The following is a 16,217-nucleotide window of genomic DNA, read 5'->3' as shown; positions in this document are numbered from 1 at the left end:
TACTCATACTAGTTTTTGTGTCAACACTTTTTGTTGTTTTTTTCTATTTAATTCCAAAATTTCTATTGGATGCTTAATTGTATGCCCTTCCATACGCTTAACTTGGCATCTACACGAGAATCCAGTAGCTACAACTCCTCTTACTCCACACTCATTAATTTTCTCTTTCCAACTCATATTATATATTTTCTTTGATGTGTTTATATGTTTCACTTCATGACCAAAGCTTCCAGACATCCCACAACAACCAACATTAGCAATTTTTAATCTAATTCCAAAGTGTTTAAATATTTTCTGCCAATTTATAACCGATACAGTGGATAGAGATTTTTCTGTACAATGATTAAAAAGGTCAAACTCTTTATTTATCATAGTTTGCATTTTAGGAAATGTATCAAGTTTAGTTACAAGCCACTCTTGAACCATTTTAATTTTGAATCTAACTTTATCTCTACATATTTTTGGATATTCATCACGATATACCAATGTCATAGCAGGATCAATACCTATCATTTCAACTTTTGTTTCAGCTATACGATTATAAAACTCTGTAGCTTTCACTGCCTTTTTCCTAAAGTATTTTAGAAAACCTTTTACATGCGCTGGTTTCCCATTTATTCTAAACGGTGCAACATAAACTCTAAAACCTAAAGCTGTTAAAAAATCATACAATGCAACAACCACATGTGTATCATATAATGATGTAAATAAATCTTGTACGATACACACAGTTTTTTTCTTTTGCTCTATGGTAAGTTTTTTCATTTGATCTAGATTAAACTCTGGTGCATTCCTTTGCTTTAACTCTGATTTTAAGTTTAAAGAGCTAATCAACGGCGCATCAGCAAATCCAACAATATTTGTTAAACCAGACCTTACAAATTGAGTATTAAAAATATCATTAAATATTTTTGGCATATGAAGGTTTAGATTAAGTAACGCCTCACTATATTTAACAAAATAATCAAGACCTGGTCTTTTATATTTAGAATGATAGTGATGAAGAAATTGTGACTTCATTGTTGGGATATCCACTTTTATAGGACACCCAGAAACACAGGCCTTACACCCTAAACATTTATCCAAAGAGTCATAAACTTGGTGGGAGAAATCTTCAGGATAATCCTCATGGGTATCCAAGCCAATTTGTTTAGCTCTTCGAGCAGTAGAATATCCTTGTGCAGATAATCGGCCTAACCACTCTCGCAGGATAGCAGACCTTCCTTTAGGAGAGTAAAGCCAATTTCTACTTGCTTTTGCAGATGGGCAAATAACTGTATCTAAATTATAGTTCAAACATTGTGAGTTACCATTACAATTAAAAGCTCCAGAGAACTGTTCACGTACTTTTTGTGGCACCTGACTATCTAAATAGCCTCTATATGGACCATCTACTTTTACAAGTACATCACCACTTCCATTAGGAACAGTTATTTTACCTGGATTAAGCTGATTATGTGGATCAAATACCTTTTTTATATGTCCTAATGACTCATAAAGCTCTTCACCAAAATAATCTTTCAAATATTCACTTCTATAACCATGACCATGCTCTGCACATAAAATACCACCATATTTACTAACAAGTTGACTAACTTGTTTAGTGATCTGTCTAAGCTTTTGTGAGTCTTCTAGAGTACTCATATCAAGAGCTGGTCTGACATGCAGACAACCAACATCGACATGACCAAACATTCCATATTTTATACCATAAGAATCTAATAATGCTGTAAGTTCCTTAATATAGTCAGCTAACTTCTCTGGTGCTACCGCTGTATCTTCTATAAAAGGAATTGGCTTACGACTACCCTTCATTGCTCCAAGTAAACCTACACCTTTCTTGCGTAACTCCCATAAACTATTCATTTCATTATCACTTTCAGTAAGATGAAAAGATTGCTGATTCCCTAGAAGCTGTCTCTCAAGATCAATAGTTTTTGTATCTAATTCATTACGTGAGTTAGCTATGAACTCAACAAAATTAACTGCTGCAAGATTTATAGATTCTTTTTTCTCAAGCATGTGCTTTATTTTGTGGTAGACTTCATCATTTTTTGCAATTTCAACTATATTATTATCTACAGTCTCTATAGCTGATGGATTAAATGCCAGAAGATCTCTGGCTGCTTTTAGTGCTCCATCGAAACTATCATATGATATTGCAAACAAAGCCTTATACTTAGGTTTTTTTGTAAGTTTTAGTTTTAACTCTGTAACAAATGCCAGAGTTCCTTCAGAGCCAGAAATTAAATAGCTTAAATTAACCGCATTATTTTTCTTATCATAAGTATGTGATAAATTATAACCAGTTAAAAATCTACTGAGCTTAGGTAGGTTTTGTTCTATCAAAGCATACTTCTCAACAATATACTCAACAACTGTACTATATATTTCTTTTTCAATATCACTTAACTCATCTTCACGAAGATTATTGAGATTTATCTTTTTTGTAGTTAGTTTTTGGCCATTTACTAATGCACATTCTAACTCTAAAATATGTGCACTAGTTCTACCATAAATTCGTGAACCTTTACCACAAGCATCTGTGTTTGCCATACCTCCAAGCGTTGCTCGATTACTTGGAGAAAGATTTGGTGCAAAAAAATAGTCTGTCTCTGTTAGAGAATCATTTAACTGATCTAACACGACTCCTGGCTCAACTCGAACAAATTCATTATCAAGGTCTATCTCGAGAATATTATTCATATAGCGACTAGTATCAACTATAACGCCTGCACATAATGAGTGTCCTGCTGTACCAGTTCCACCTCCTCTTGGTGAGAATTTAACTTCTTGGTATTCTTTTTTGCTAGCCAATGCGAATATACGATTTACATCATCTTTATTTTTTGGAAAAACCACTAATTCTGGAAGCACATAATAAACACTATTATCCATAGATGAAGAGACTCTTGAAGCATAATCAGAATGTATATCTCCTTCAAACCCTTTTTGTTCTAGCTCTTCAGCAAAAGTATTAATTAAAATATTTAAGGTGTTTGTCTCATTTAAAACTGGGAGTCTATTTTTTTTCATAAATCAGGATAGAGTGATATATAGCTGAATGACATTATATAAGAAAATATTCCATACATAAATAAGAACATGTTACCTCAACCATAAAGCAAATGAAGTCATATTCAGTATAAAAATAAATTAAAACTCTTATATCAACGCAGACAAACTCCAAATATATAGTTATAATTATACAAAGTGATATTTTCCAAAGTTAAAACTTTTCAAGGATGATTATGAAGAAAACTACTCTATTAGTAATCTTAGATGGTTGGGGCTACAGTGAAAGCGATTATTTTAACGCTATCAAAAATGCAAATACTCCAACATGGGATAGCATCTGGGAAGAATTCCCAAAAACTCTAATTAATGCATCATCTCTAGAGGTTGGCTTACCTAGAGGGCAAATGGGGAACTCTGAAGTTGGTCATGTCAATATTGGCTGTGGCAGAGTAGTTTATCAAGAACTCACAAAAATTGATAAAGCTATAGAGGATAAGACTTTTGGGAATAACAAAGCAATTTGCGATGCTATTGATAACGCTATAAAAAATGACTCTAGCTTGCACCTGATGGGTTTACTTTCTCCTGGTGGAGTTCACTCTCATGAAGAGCATATTTTTGAAATGATAAAAATCGCCAAACAAAAAGGGGTTAAAAGAGTATACTTACATGCATTTTTAGATGGTAGAGACACCCCTCCTCGCTCAGCTGAAGAGTCTATAAAAAAAGCAGATAAGCTATTACAAGACCTAAAACTTGGTTATATTGCTAGTGTTTCTGGTCGTTACTATGCTATGGATAGAGATAATCGCTGGGATAGAGTTGAAAAAGCATATAATGCAATTGTAAATGCTGATGCTCAATATATATATGACTCAGCGATAGAAGCTCTAGAACAATCCTATGCTCGTGATGAATCTGATGAATTCGTAATACCCACATGTATTAAAAAAGATAACAAGCTTGTAAAAGTACAAGATAATGATAGTGTTATCTTTATGAACTTTCGTGCCGATAGAGCTAGAGAGATATCTCATGCATTCACAGATAAGAGCTTTGATAGTTTCCCAAGAGAAAAACACTTAAACATCAACTTCACAACTCTTACAGAATATGACTCCAAACTTGAGTGTGCTGTAGCATTTCCACCAGAGCAGCCAGTTAACACTCTTGGTGAAGTACTGATGAAAAATCATAAAACTCAGCTTAGAATTTCAGAAACTGAAAAATATCCACACGTTACATTTTTCTTTAACGGTGGTAAAGAAGACCAATTTGAAGGTGAAGATAGAATACTTATTCCTTCACCAAAAGTTGCTACTTATGACTTACAACCAGAAATGTCTGCACCAGAAGTTACAGATAAGCTTGTAAATGCTATTAATAGTGGTAAGTATGACTGTATTGTATGTAACTACGCAAACTCTGATATGGTTGGACATACTGGTAATTATGAAGCTGCAATGCAAGCAATTGAATATCTTGATAAATGTTTAGCAAAATTAAAAGACGCAATACTTGAGCACGATGGTAATATGTTTATTACAGCAGATCACGGTAATGCTGATATGATGCTAAACCCAGAAACTCAAAAACCTCATACTGCACACACTACTAATCTTGTACCATTTGTATATGTTGGTCACAAAGAGGCAGAAGTTGCTATAAAAGATGGTAAGCTTTCTGATATTGCGCCAACTATACTTAATGTTATGGATATCAATCAACCTGCTGAAATGACTGGCAGAACTATTTTTAAATTTCAAAAATAAGGATTTTATATAAAATGCTTGATGCTAAATATATTAAAGATAACTTACAAGAAGTTGCTGAAAAATTAGCTACACGAGGCTATAAATTTGATGTAGCTTCCTTTGAAGCTCAAGAGGCTAAACGTAAAGAGCTACAAGAAAAAACTCAAGATCTACAAGCTCAACGCAATACAATCTCAAAGGAGATCGGCAAAAGAAAAGCTAACGGTGAAGATGCTAGTGATATTTTTACAAAAGTTAATGAAATTAACGAAGAGCTAAAAACAATAGAAAAAGATCTAAAAGAACTCCTTGAATCTATAAATGATACTCTTCTTTCTATGCCGAATATTCCTGCAGACGATGTTCCAGTAGGCAAGGATGAAAGTGAAAATATTGAAGTTAGAAAATGGGGAACTCCTCGAGAATTTCATATTGAAGCGCAAGCAAAAGATCATGCAGATATTGGTGAGATCTTAAAAATGATTGATTTCAAAGCTGCTGCAAAAATTACAGGGAGCAGATTTGTAGTACTAAAAAATAAAATAGCAAAACTTCATCGTGCACTATCTCAATTTATGTTGGATATACATGCTGATAAGCATGGCTATGAAGAGTTATATGTCCCATATATGGTTAATAATGATAGTCTTTATGGTACTGGTCAACTACCAAAATTTTCTGAAGATTTATTTCAGCTTAAAGGCGATTTTGAATATAGTCTAATACCTACTGCTGAAGTTCCTATCACAAACCTAGTTAGAGATGAGATCTTAGATACAGACTCTTTACCTCGATACTATACTGCTCATACGCCTTGTTTTAGAAGTGAAGCGGGGTCTTATGGTCGTGATACAAAAGGTATGATTCGCCAGCACCAATTTGAAAAGGTTGAGCTAGTACACATCACTACAGCTGACAAGGGTGAAGAATCTCTTGAGCTACTAACATCTCATGCTGAGAAAATTTTACAAAAGTTAAACTTACCATACAGAGTAATGAAGCTTTGTACTGGTGATATGGGCTTTAGTGCTAAAAAAACTTATGATTTAGAGGTATGGTTACCATCTCAAAATACGTATAGAGAAATTTCTTCTTGTAGTTGGTGTGGTGATTTCCAAGCTCGTCGCATGAAAGCTAGACATAAAAATCCAAGCATGAAAAAACCAGAGCTAGTCCATACTTTAAATGGTTCAGGTCTAGCAGTTGGTAGAACTCTACTAGCAATAATTGAAAACTATCAGCAAGAAGATGGTTCTATTATGATACCAGATGCTCTTATAAACTATATGGGCGGTATTTCGGTTATTAAGTAAATATGACTTTCCTTTCTCAAACACTTCTTGATTTAGAAAAATCTTTATTATCTAGTAAAACTCGTTTTGATTATAAATATATGTCTGAAATTTTAACTAATGATTTCAGAGAATTTGGAAAATCTGGAAAAGCTTATACTAAACAAGATATTTTACAGTCTCTTCTATCACCTATCAAAATCAATTTAGAAATAATTAACAACAGCTTTAAAGTTAACCTGCTGGAAGAACATATAATATTAGTAACATATATGACCATAAATAAATATAACAATCAAAAACATAATAGAAGCTCTATTTGGGTTGGACTTAATAATAAATGGAAAATTAAATTTCACCAGGGCACGACTATAGAGGGTTAAATAATGTCAAAATTCATAAATTTTATAAAACGTCAACTGTATATCCTCAAAAGTAAGCTTTGGTTTAATCCTCTAGCTTATTGTATATTAGCGATACTCGCTATTTATTGGTGTTACTTGATGCAGCAGCTTAATATTGATTTTTATTCAACAAAAATCAATTTGGATACTGTTAACTCACTTTTATCAATTATAACTACAAGTATGTTAGCTGTAATTGTATTTACAGTAGGTGCAATAGTAACTGCCTACAACTCAGCTAGTAACTCTGGCACTCCACGAGTTCTTACTATTTTATTTCGAGATAAAGCTTCTCATAAAGCAACATCTAACTTTATTGGAGCTTTCATCTATGGTGTTGTTGCTACAGTAGGCATCAAATCAGGAGTATTTAATGGCACAGGAATTTTTCTAATTTTTCTAATTACTATTTTTGTTTTTGCATGGGTAATTTTTACCTTTATAATTTGGATAGATGATATTGCAAAATTAGGGCAAGTTAGAACTCTTCTAACAAAAACAGAAAAACAAGCTTTTAATGCTGTAAAAAAATATACAAACAATCCATACCTAGGCTGTAATGCTTTAGATGAAAATAGTATCCCAACAAATTCAACTCCAATATTTGCCCAAGACTATGGATTTCTTAATGATATTTTATTTGAAAGTCTTAATAGCTTATGTAAAGAGTTAGATGCTAAGCTATATATTGTTAAGTACAAAGGTGAGCACTTAGCTAGCACAGAGACCTTAGCATTTATTGAATGTTCAAAAGACCTGCCTAATGAAAAACTAGCTGAAATAGCTAATCACTTTATAATATCTAATGAGAAAAATTTTATAGAAGACCCTGTTTTTGGATTAGAAACTCTCAGCGAAATAGCTGCTAAAGCTTTGAGTCCTTCGACAAATGATCCTACTACAGCTATAAATGTTATTGATACGCTAAATCGTTGTCTTAAATATCTTTTTGATTCTAGTTTTAAAGATAAAAAGGTTATATATGAAAATCTTTATATAAAAGATATTTCTATAGAACGATTTATTAAAAGTAGTTTTGAATATATAAGAATATATGGAAGTAGCAATTTATTAGTGGCAAAACGTATTCAAAAAAGCCTTTTACACATATCAAAGCAAGCAAATAAAGAAAACTCAAAAGTTATCGAGAAATATATGGAGAACTGTTATACACAAGCTAATGTAGAACTAACATATAATTTTGAAAAAACTGAATTAAATGAGTTTATAAAAAGTTTAAAAGTACAAAAATAGTTTTCATAAAATACTAAATCGATATTACTAAAACTCCTTAAACAATGGTAATATTTAAATATATCTAATAATTTTTCAGATGAGAGAATAGATCAATGTATTTAGCGGGTATAGAAGCAGGTGGAACCAAGTTTTTTACAACTATTGGTGATATGGATGGAAATGTAATCGAACGTCATCGTACAGATACTACAACACCAGAACAAACTATGGCTGAAGTCCTAGAAATTCTAAAAAACTATCAAAGCAAATACGATATAAAAGCTATTGGCTTAGCATGCTTTGGCCCAATTGATATTAATAACAAGTCTAAAACTTATGGCTATATCACTAATACACCTAAAATAGCTTGGCAAAACTTTGATATTGTTAGCTCTATAAGATCTATATATGATGGCCCTATAGGATTTAATACAGATGTAAATGCTGCTGCTATTTGTGAACAACTTTGGGGTTGTGCTCAAGACTTAGAAAATCTACTTTACTTAACAGTTGGTACAGGTGTTGGTGGAGGTGTTATATGTAATAACAAATTAGTTCAAGGAGCTATGCATCCTGAAATTGGTCATTTGTTTATCCCTCAAAATCCTGAAGATACATTTGAAGGTTGCTGCCCTTTTCATGGTACATGTATAGAAGGCTTAGCCTCTGGTACTGCAATAAATAAAAGATGGAAGATTGCACATGCTGGAGCTCTAAATGATGATCACATTGCATGGGTATTTGAAGCAGAATATCTTGCAAAAGCTTTGGTAAATTATATATGCTCCTTTTCTCCTGAAAAAGTTATTTTAGGTGGCGGTGTAATGCATAAAACTATTCTTTTTGATATGATTCGTAAAAATGTTACCAGATACTTAAATAACTATTTTGATTATCCAGCTTTAAAAGATATGGATAACTTCATCGTACCCGCATCTTTTGGTGATAATACTGGTGTTAAAGGTTCCTTAGCTTTAGCACTAGAAACTTACAACTGTTCAATTTAGTTAAATTAAAAACATTGCTTATATTATTTTTACATTACTGCTAAAATTTTGATTAAATCAACTAGGTAACATATAAATTGATAAACAAAATCCGCTCTAATCACATTTTATCAAAATCATTACAAACAATGATAGTACAAGCTCTAGGCCAAGGGTGTGCTTTTATCACAGCTATACTATTAGCTCGCCACCTTAGCATAAATGACTATGGTTACTACATATTTGGTGTAACAGTTGCAACTATCTTAGCAGTAATTGCCACAATGGGTGGTGGTGGTATACTTGCTCGCACATGGGGCAAATCTGATTTAAAAGATATTTTTGAAAGAAATAAAGAAACATATCTTGTACAAAACTGGTATTTCAAAAGAGGATTTGCCTTTGTCGTTATAGCTATAGCTGTCATAATTTTTTATAATTACTCTGAAAACAATGATAATTCTATAGAAAATTTTGCTCTACTATTTGCAGTACCATTTTTTATGGCAAATATCTTTCAGTCTTTTTTTGTAGCTAGAAGAGTTGTTGTTGTTGCAAATCTTTTACAACTTGGCCTACGAATCATTATGCTTTTGCTAACTGTTGCTTTTATGTTTCTGCATATGAGAAATACTGCTTTGCTAGTAGGTAGCATGATGATTTTTATGACAATTTACACCTCAACAATATGGCTTATAAAAACATCTAAGTATTCATTCGAAAGCTCAAAACCTGTTGGAAGCAACCTATCTTTCGCACTAATGCAGTGGGGACTGTTACTATTATCACAAGTAGATATTATAATACTTAAAGGTCTATCATCGCCATCCAGTGTTGCATTATATGGTGTCGCTCTACAACTAGGGGCACTTGTTAGCTTTGTACTAAATGCAGTTAATTCAAATGTTTTATCACAAATCGCAGATGATTATAAAAACTGCTCTAGAGATGAGTTTCAAAAGAAAATCACATCATATACAAAGATTATTTTTCTCCTATCTATTATTGCTATATTTGGCTTAATTATTTGTGGTTATCCAATAACTCTTCTTTATGGTGAGAAATATACAACTTCATATTTCATATTCTGTATTCTAATGATCGGACAAATAGTAAATGTATTATCAGGCTGTGTCGCTACAATTCTAAATATGGCTGGCTTTGAGAAAACAACATGCTTTGCTTTTTATATAGCATTAGCAATAAATATAACTTTAGGGATAATATTTACTATTTATTGGGGAGTATATGGACTTGCTATTGCATCAAGTCTATCAATGATATATTGGAATATTCATCTTCTTTACAAAGTAGTTACTAATATAAAGATCAATCCAACAATATTTATAATTTAAATAGAAAAATTCCGAAGAATACAATGCTTAAAATCAATAATTGTATTTTCAGAGTATTAAGAGAAAACTACTGATCGCTTCCGTCAGCAACACCTTGCTTGAAATTACTTGCAGCATCTTGTGCATTATCAGCCATATCACCCATAGCATCTGTTGCTTGATCTGCTTTATCAGCAGCCGCATCTTGCATTGCATCAGCTTTGTCTGCCATTGTATCTGCTGCATCTGATGTAGCATCTTGTGCATTATCAGCCATATCACTCATAGCATCTGTTGCTTGATCTGCTTTATCAGCAGCCGCATCTTGCATTGCATCAGCTTTGTCTGCCATTGTATCTGCTGCATCTGATGTAGCATCTTGAACATTATCAGCGGCTTGCCCAACTTCTTGGCCTGCTTCATATGAAGAGCCTTGTGCCTTTGATGAGGACATTGCATTAACTAATAATGGTGATCCAGACAAACCTAATGCTACCATAGCCATACATATTTTTTTCATAGTTTTTCTCCTCTTATTTTAACTATATGGATATCTGTTAAAATTTTCATTTCTTAACAGCCTATGTATAACAACCTAACATAAAATATAGTCATTAACTACCCTTAGGACCAACTAATTTTAATAAATTTAAAAGCTATAAACATTTTAAATAAGAGAAAATATAGTTTATGAGTTTGATTATTCTACAGAGTTACTATTATTTTCAGCGGCATTATTAAGAGTTTTAGAGACATTATTAACTGTGTTATTTACAGTTGCTTTCGCTTCTTGAACTTTTTCATTCTTCATATTAAATACAACAATCACTGACCCGACTATCAAGAGAAAAATAATAAGTGGAATATTTATACCACCAACAATTTTTTTTATTATTTTTTTCATAATTCTATTATTTTTTTAAAATACCATTTTTTTATCCCCTGCTTCAAAACCTTTTTTAAAGTTTTTTGCAGAATCTTGAACATTTTTAGCCGTTGCCTTCATAGATTCAGATGTTTTATCAAAATCTTTTGAAATTTGACTCCCAATTTCCTTAGCTTTGAGCTTAGTCTCATCACTAGCATTATCTATATTTTGTTTTGTTTGATCAGCTACTTTATCCATAGATGCTGATATATTATCTTTTTGATCATCAAGTTTATCTTGCATCTTATTTAATGATTGACCAAAATTTTTACCTGCCTGGTAAGCTTGATCCTGCTCGTCCACAGAAGCCGCATTAACCAGTATAGGAGCTCCTATTAATATTGCTACGACAAATTTTAAAGATATTTTTCTCATAATCGATGACCTCTTGATAAAATTCAACTTTGCATTCCATTAGCTGCTGTATTAACATTAGCAACTTCATGTTGACCTTCTTGTGCTTTATCAACCGAATTTGCTTCAGCTATATCTTTCTCAGCTTGAACATCTTCTACAACTTCAGCATTATTAGATTGACCTTGGTCTAAATTAGCGTTATGGCTAACATCTTCCGCAGGGACATCCATTGCTGTTGACTCTGATGCGGCTATAGATAAACCAGGAATACTTATAATTAAACACATTATTAGGTAAAAAAATTTTTTCTTCACACTATATCTCCCAATAATAACAAATCCCCTGTATGGTAAAAATTATCATAAAATCTAGTTTTTTGCCATATATTAGAAGCAATTCAGTTGAGTTTGTAAAAGCTTCGATATCTGAATATGGTATAATTTTGAAAAGGAAAATCTTCAAAAAAATATTCTATATGCTATCCGATGCCTCTAAGGAAGACAAAAAAATCGCACGAAAATGGCTTAAAGATATAGCAAGTCCAGCAAAGAAATGGATCAAGCTAACTGTTATGATTGCTTTTATAAGTGGTTTATTGCTTATTGGCCAACTATATTTGCTTGCTCATATCTCTTATGATGCTTATTTACAAAACTCTACCCTAGCTCAACTTAGTACTTATTTCATTATGATAATTGTTATCGTAGTAATTAGGGCTGGACTAAGCTGGCTTAGAGAGATTATTAGTTATAAGACTGCAACTATTGTCAAAAAACAAATCCGTGAAGATATACTTACTCATATAAATAATCTTGGTCCAGTTCAGCTAAACAAAACTTCTCAAGCAAACTTAATATCAAGTACTATGGAACAAGTTGAAGGCTTAACTAATTTTCTAACAAAATTCCTTCCACAAGTGACTCTTTCTGGACTAGTTCCATTAGCGATATTGGTATTTATATTTCCTCAAAGTATTGTATGTGGTGTACTTTTATTAATTTGTGCACCATTAATTCCACTATTTATGATAATAGTTGGTTTAGGTGCAGAATCAGAAAGCCAAAAGCATTTCAAAACGCTTGCAAGAATGAGCACAACATTTTTGGACACTCTAAAAGGTTTAACTACTCTTAAATTCTTCAATAAAAGTAAATCTCATAGCGAAAAAATTTATGAGGCTTCTGATGAATTTAGAATCCGTACGATGAAAGTGCTTAAAATTGCATTTCTATCTTCTGCTGTTTTAGAGCTGTTCTCAGCTGCATCAATCGCACTAGTCGCAATATATCTAGGTATGGGCTTTATAAATACTGGTGCAGATAATAATATTTGGTGGTCATTCCACAATATTACTCTTCAAGGTGGTTTATTTATATTACTACTTGCTCCTGAATTTTTTATGCCACTTAGAGAACTTAGTACACATTATCATGCGAAAGCCGAGGCTGTTGGTGCTGCTCTAGAGATTGCAAAAATCTTTGAAATGCAACCATCTCATAATGAAAGAAATACAGTATTTAATGACAAGATAAATAATATCAAGCTACAAAATTTAGTAGTTAAATACGATGATAAAACTGCTATTGATAATATTAGCCTTGAGATAAATAATAATGAAAAAATAGCTATTGTTGGTGCTAGTGGTGCTGGTAAAACTACATTGATAAATACACTACTTGGTTTTATTGATTATCAAGGAAATATCCTAATCAATAATGATACAGAGCTTAAAAATTTAGAAGAAAAATCTTGGCTAAAAAATATCTCATGGCTTGGACAAAACTCTTCATTATTTAAAGGTTCAATCAAAGACAATCTATTACTGGCAAATGCTAATGCTACAGACGAGCAAATTAACCAAGCTTTGCAAGATGCTGATTTAAAAGATTTTATAGACTCTCTATCAAATGGCTTAGATACTCAAGTTGGTGAGCAAAATACTGGTGTGTCTGGTGGCCAAGCTCAAAGACTTGCTTTAGCTAGAGCATATCTAAAACCTCATGATATTTTGATACTTGATGAGCCAACAGCAAGTCTTGATAAATCTAGTGAAGATAAAATTGTGAACTCACTAATTTCAAATTGGGAAAACAAAACTGTATTAATGCTAACTCATAAATTAAGCTTCTTAGAATGTGTTGATAAAATAGTCGTTTTAGCTGATGGTAAAATAGCTGAGATAGGAACATTCAAAGAGCTAGTAGATAATCAAAGTAGTGAGTTTTATCGTTTTTATAAAAATGAGGTGACAGCATGAGAAATTTGATACCTTTTATAAAACTCTTTAAAAACCAAACTCAATGGATGCTTTTAGGTACGCTACTTGCATGGTCTGCAATACTTATGGGTATTGGACTTATGTCATTATCTGGTTGGTTTATTTCATTTACAGGATATTTAGCAACGACAACTTATGCTGTTGCGAGTTCATTTAACTATTTTTACCCTGCTGCTGGCGTTAGATCTTTTTCACTTGGTAGAATTGTAACTAGATATGGCGAGAGGGTTTTAACTCACCAAGCTACTTTTAAGATTCTTACAGACATTCGTGTTTGGTTCTACAAAAAGCTTGAACCTCTTGCTCCATCTCACTTATACAAATATAAAAGTGGTGATTTACTTACACGCCTAATCAATGATATTGGTGCTTTAGATAACTTATATATCCGTATACTTTCTCCAACCGTTGTATTTGTTTTAGCAAGTATCACTATAGCTCTATTATTTTGCTTTTTCAGCTTTACTCTAGCTATTTTGACATTTGTTGCTTTGCTATTTATCGGTTTTGTAATACCTCTAATTAGTAGCTTATTAGCAATGAAAAAGACTCATGAACTAAATACGACAAGTGCTGAGCTAAAGACAAATATTACCGAGCATGTAAACTCACTTGCTGAGCTGAAAATATTTGATTTAGAAGGAAAACATTTCGAAAATATTAGAGCTCAAAACTCTACGCTTTTGAAACAAGAAGAAAAAATAAGTATTATAAGTGGTTTTGGTAGTGCTTTAATGACTTTAGCTCTTGGCTTAACTATCGTTATGGTTACAGCTTTCGCAGTTAAACTTACGCAAAATGGTAATATTAATGGTGCTTTTATTGCGTTAATATTCTTAGCAATTATGGCGATGTTTGAATCAATTATGCCATTACCTTTAGCATATCAATATTTAGGTAAAACACTCTCTGCATCTAAACGTATTTTGAATATTACAAATGCAAAGCCAGATGTTGAATATCCTGCAGAATCACAAGCTAAGCCTGACAACTTCGCAATCAAGTTTGATAATATAAACTTTGGTTATGATACTGAGCATCAAATACTTAAAGACTTCTCTTTAGATATACAACAGAATGAAAAAATCGCTCTATTTGCACCTACAGGTAGTGGTAAATCTACGATTATTAACCTACTTGCTAGATTCTGGGATGTAAATTCTGGAGAGATTACTATTGGTAATAACAACATTAAAGAGTTTGATGAAAACCAGCTTAGAAATTTAATGGCTATAATCAACCAAGCTCCACACATTTTTAATACAACAATTAGAGAAAATTTGCTACTTGCAAAGACTGATGCTACTGATGAAGAATTGCTTTTAGCTTTAGAAAAAGTTGAGCTAAAAGATCATGTTGAATCTTTACCAAAAGGCCTAGATACTTGGACTGGTGAGCTTGGTAGACAATTATCTGGTGGTCAACAAAAACGCCTAGCTTTAGCACGTGCATTCCTACAAGATAAGCCTATACTTATCCTAGATGAACCAACCGAAGGACTTGATAAAGAAACTGAAAGATTAGTTTTTGAAAATTTAGTTGAGCTTATACAAAATAAAACTGTAATTTTCATTACTCATAATGCTAAGCTTTTGGAAAAGTTTGATAGAGTTATTAGGTTTTAGCTAAAAACTCATACTTGCTAACTTAGCAAGCTTCTTATGTACCATATTTGTTGGATGCAGGTTATCATGAAATATATATTTACTTTCATTTTTCTTGCATGACTTTCTTTTGTCATAAGAGATTAAAAAATTTAACTTATCAGTTTTGATAGGTATTTCTAAGCACGACTTATCTTTGATATATTTCTTCTTATCTAAGAGATTATTTAATAATCCATAAAAGTTGATTACTTTTATATCAATTCCTTGCTTTTTAAAAGAATAAGCAACTCCAAATATCTGCTTATTAATATTGACTACCTTTTCATGAACTTTCTTTCTCTTAAAATCACTAGATTTAAAATATCTAGGAGCTTTACTAAAATCTGGCAAATTTAAGATAATGAAATGCTGAGCCTTATCTTTCTTAACAAGGAGATCAATCGCTTTTTTGATATTATTAGCAATATTTTTATAATCATCTTTTAGGTCCATAATATCATTCCCACCTATATCCATCACATAAAGGGTCGTAGCTGGATTGTATTTTTTGTTAGTAGCTGTGAAATTTTCGACTTGCTGTAAGAAGTTAGTAACTACTTTAAAGACTGTTTTGCCATTAATATCAAATTTTTGATAGCCATCTTTACTATAGGCTCCACCATAAGCATTATCGATTAATTTACAGCTTTTATCATTGCTGTATTGACACAAATACTCTACCCATACTTTTGAATTAGAAAAACGTCCATCATACCAAGTTTCATGGTCAGGGAGCATCTCTAAAGATTTCTTATAGGTGTTGCCATTGTCACTAAGGCTGTCTCCAAAAACTACTATATTAGCTATTTTTTTGCCAGCAATACCATCGACTCTTTTTGAAGAGTATGATGCTACCCCCACCACGGCTAAAAAAATTAGTATAATTAAGCTAATAAGCTTTTTTTTATTTTTCATGATGGTAAGTATTTATTTAAAAGGAAATATAGATGCTTATAATAGTTTAGATTGATATAAAATACTAGC

At 32.2% G+C, this 16,217-nt stretch carries 14 protein-coding genes; 8 read left to right on the top strand and 6 right to left on the bottom strand.

What is annotated here, in order from left to right:
• Positions 1-3 precede the first annotated feature (3 nt).
• Positions 4-3,036: an FAD-binding and (Fe-S)-binding domain-containing protein gene (locus tag QI37_RS09115; protein WP_040010489.1), complete on the bottom strand. Its 3,033-nt coding sequence runs from the start codon at positions 3,034-3,036 to the stop codon at positions 4-6.
• 215 nt (positions 3,037-3,251) lie between these two features.
• On the opposite strand from QI37_RS09115, the gene gpmI reads away from it, so the two are divergent.
• The 6 genes from gpmI to QI37_RS09085 all read left to right on the top strand — a co-directional run bounded on the left by gpmI (position 3,252) and on the right by QI37_RS09085 (position 10,045).
• A complete protein-coding gene (gene gpmI, locus QI37_RS09110) occupies positions 3,252-4,790 on the top strand; it encodes a 2,3-bisphosphoglycerate-independent phosphoglycerate mutase (RefSeq protein ID WP_040010488.1) in 1,539 nt (512 codons plus the stop codon).
• Positions 4,791-4,804: 14 nt separating this feature from the next.
• Positions 4,805-6,085, top strand: coding sequence for a serine--tRNA ligase (gene serS, locus QI37_RS09105; RefSeq protein WP_040010487.1), 1,281 nt, complete (start codon positions 4,805-4,807; stop codon positions 6,083-6,085).
• Between the two features lie 2 nt (positions 6,086-6,087).
• Entirely contained in the window at positions 6,088-6,447 is a 360-nt protein-coding gene (locus QI37_RS09100) for a nuclear transport factor 2 family protein (protein WP_040010486.1), read from the top strand.
• A gap of 3 nt (positions 6,448-6,450) precedes the next feature.
• The gene (locus QI37_RS09095; RefSeq protein ID WP_081947005.1) at positions 6,451-7,722 is read left to right on the top strand and encodes a DUF2254 domain-containing protein; all 1,272 of its coding nucleotides are present in this window, start codon (positions 6,451-6,453) and stop codon (positions 7,720-7,722) included.
• Between the two features lie 95 nt (positions 7,723-7,817).
• Positions 7,818-8,711: an ROK family protein gene (locus QI37_RS09090; protein WP_040010485.1), complete on the top strand. Its 894-nt coding sequence runs from the start codon at positions 7,818-7,820 to the stop codon at positions 8,709-8,711.
• A gap of 77 nt (positions 8,712-8,788) precedes the next feature.
• Complete coding sequence (locus tag QI37_RS09085) at positions 8,789-10,045, top strand: lipopolysaccharide biosynthesis protein (RefSeq protein WP_040010484.1); 1,257 nt, start codon at positions 8,789-8,791, stop codon at positions 10,043-10,045.
• 67 nt (positions 10,046-10,112) lie between these two features.
• On the opposite strand, the gene QI37_RS10010 is transcribed toward QI37_RS09085, so the two are convergent.
• The 4 genes from QI37_RS10010 to QI37_RS09065 all read right to left on the bottom strand — a co-directional run bounded on the left by QI37_RS10010 (position 10,113) and on the right by QI37_RS09065 (position 11,623).
• A complete protein-coding gene (locus QI37_RS10010) occupies positions 10,113-10,544 on the bottom strand; it encodes a hypothetical protein (RefSeq protein WP_052399180.1) in 432 nt (143 codons plus the stop codon).
• A gap of 180 nt (positions 10,545-10,724) precedes the next feature.
• Positions 10,725-10,928 (bottom strand): hypothetical protein, encoded by a 204-nt coding sequence (locus QI37_RS09075; RefSeq protein ID WP_040010483.1) that lies wholly within the window; start codon positions 10,926-10,928, stop codon positions 10,725-10,727.
• Positions 10,929-10,943: 15 nt separating this feature from the next.
• Complete coding sequence (locus tag QI37_RS09070) at positions 10,944-11,327, bottom strand: hypothetical protein (protein ID WP_040010482.1); 384 nt, start codon at positions 11,325-11,327, stop codon at positions 10,944-10,946.
• Positions 11,328-11,350: 23 nt separating this feature from the next.
• Positions 11,351-11,623, bottom strand: coding sequence for a hypothetical protein (locus QI37_RS09065; protein ID WP_144242728.1), 273 nt, complete (start codon positions 11,621-11,623; stop codon positions 11,351-11,353).
• Between the two features lie 161 nt (positions 11,624-11,784).
• Here QI37_RS09065 and cydD point away from each other — a divergent pair, with 161 nt between their 5' ends.
• Complete coding sequence (cydD, locus tag QI37_RS09060) at positions 11,785-13,566, top strand: heme ABC transporter permease/ATP-binding protein CydD (RefSeq protein ID WP_040010776.1); 1,782 nt, start codon at positions 11,785-11,787, stop codon at positions 13,564-13,566.
• Positions 13,563-15,212: a heme ABC transporter ATP-binding protein/permease CydC gene (gene cydC, locus QI37_RS09055; protein ID WP_040010480.1), complete on the top strand. Its 1,650-nt coding sequence runs from the start codon at positions 13,563-13,565 to the stop codon at positions 15,210-15,212. Before cydD ends, cydC begins: the two co-directional genes overlap by 4 nt.
• Here the strand turns inward: cydC and QI37_RS09050 are convergent, their stop codons facing one another.
• Positions 15,213-16,148, bottom strand: coding sequence for an SGNH/GDSL hydrolase family protein (locus tag QI37_RS09050; protein ID WP_040010479.1), 936 nt, complete (start codon positions 16,146-16,148; stop codon positions 15,213-15,215). It abuts the gene before it with no gap.
• Positions 16,149-16,217 lie beyond the last annotated feature (69 nt).

It is taken from the genome of Candidatus Francisella endociliophora (assembly GCF_000764555.1).
Taxonomy (GTDB): domain Bacteria; phylum Pseudomonadota; class Gammaproteobacteria; order Francisellales; family Francisellaceae; genus Francisella; species Francisella endociliophora.
The sequence above is the reverse complement of the archived record's forward strand: the minus strand, read 5'-3'. Positions and strand labels throughout refer to the sequence as shown.

What these genes read in the sequence shown, in the direction of transcription:
- QI37_RS09115 (WP_040010489.1), bottom strand. Translation starts at nt 3,036, where the DNA reads ATGAAAAAAAATAGACTCCCAGTTTTAAATGAGACAAACACCTTAAAT.
- gpmI (WP_040010488.1), top strand. Translation starts at nt 3,252, where the DNA reads ATGAAGAAAACTACTCTATTAGTAATCTTAGATGGTTGGGGCTACAGT.
- serS (WP_040010487.1), top strand. Translation starts at nt 4,805, where the DNA reads ATGCTTGATGCTAAATATATTAAAGATAACTTACAAGAAGTTGCTGAA.
- QI37_RS09100 (WP_040010486.1), top strand. Translation starts at nt 6,088, where the DNA reads ATGACTTTCCTTTCTCAAACACTTCTTGATTTAGAAAAATCTTTATTA.
- QI37_RS09095 (WP_081947005.1), top strand. Translation starts at nt 6,451, where the DNA reads ATGTCAAAATTCATAAATTTTATAAAACGTCAACTGTATATCCTCAAA.
- QI37_RS09090 (WP_040010485.1), top strand. Translation starts at nt 7,818, where the DNA reads ATGTATTTAGCGGGTATAGAAGCAGGTGGAACCAAGTTTTTTACAACT.
- QI37_RS10010 (WP_052399180.1), bottom strand. Translation starts at nt 10,544, where the DNA reads ATGAAAAAAATATGTATGGCTATGGTAGCATTAGGTTTGTCTGGATCA.
- QI37_RS09075 (WP_040010483.1), bottom strand. Translation starts at nt 10,928, where the DNA reads ATGAAAAAAATAATAAAAAAAATTGTTGGTGGTATAAATATTCCACTT.
- QI37_RS09070 (WP_040010482.1), bottom strand. Translation starts at nt 11,327, where the DNA reads ATGAGAAAAATATCTTTAAAATTTGTCGTAGCAATATTAATAGGAGCT.
- cydD (WP_040010776.1), top strand. Translation starts at nt 11,785, where the DNA reads ATGCTATCCGATGCCTCTAAGGAAGACAAAAAAATCGCACGAAAATGG.
- cydC (WP_040010480.1), top strand. Translation starts at nt 13,563, where the DNA reads ATGAGAAATTTGATACCTTTTATAAAACTCTTTAAAAACCAAACTCAA.
- QI37_RS09050 (WP_040010479.1), bottom strand. Translation starts at nt 16,148, where the DNA reads ATGAAAAATAAAAAAAAGCTTATTAGCTTAATTATACTAATTTTTTTA.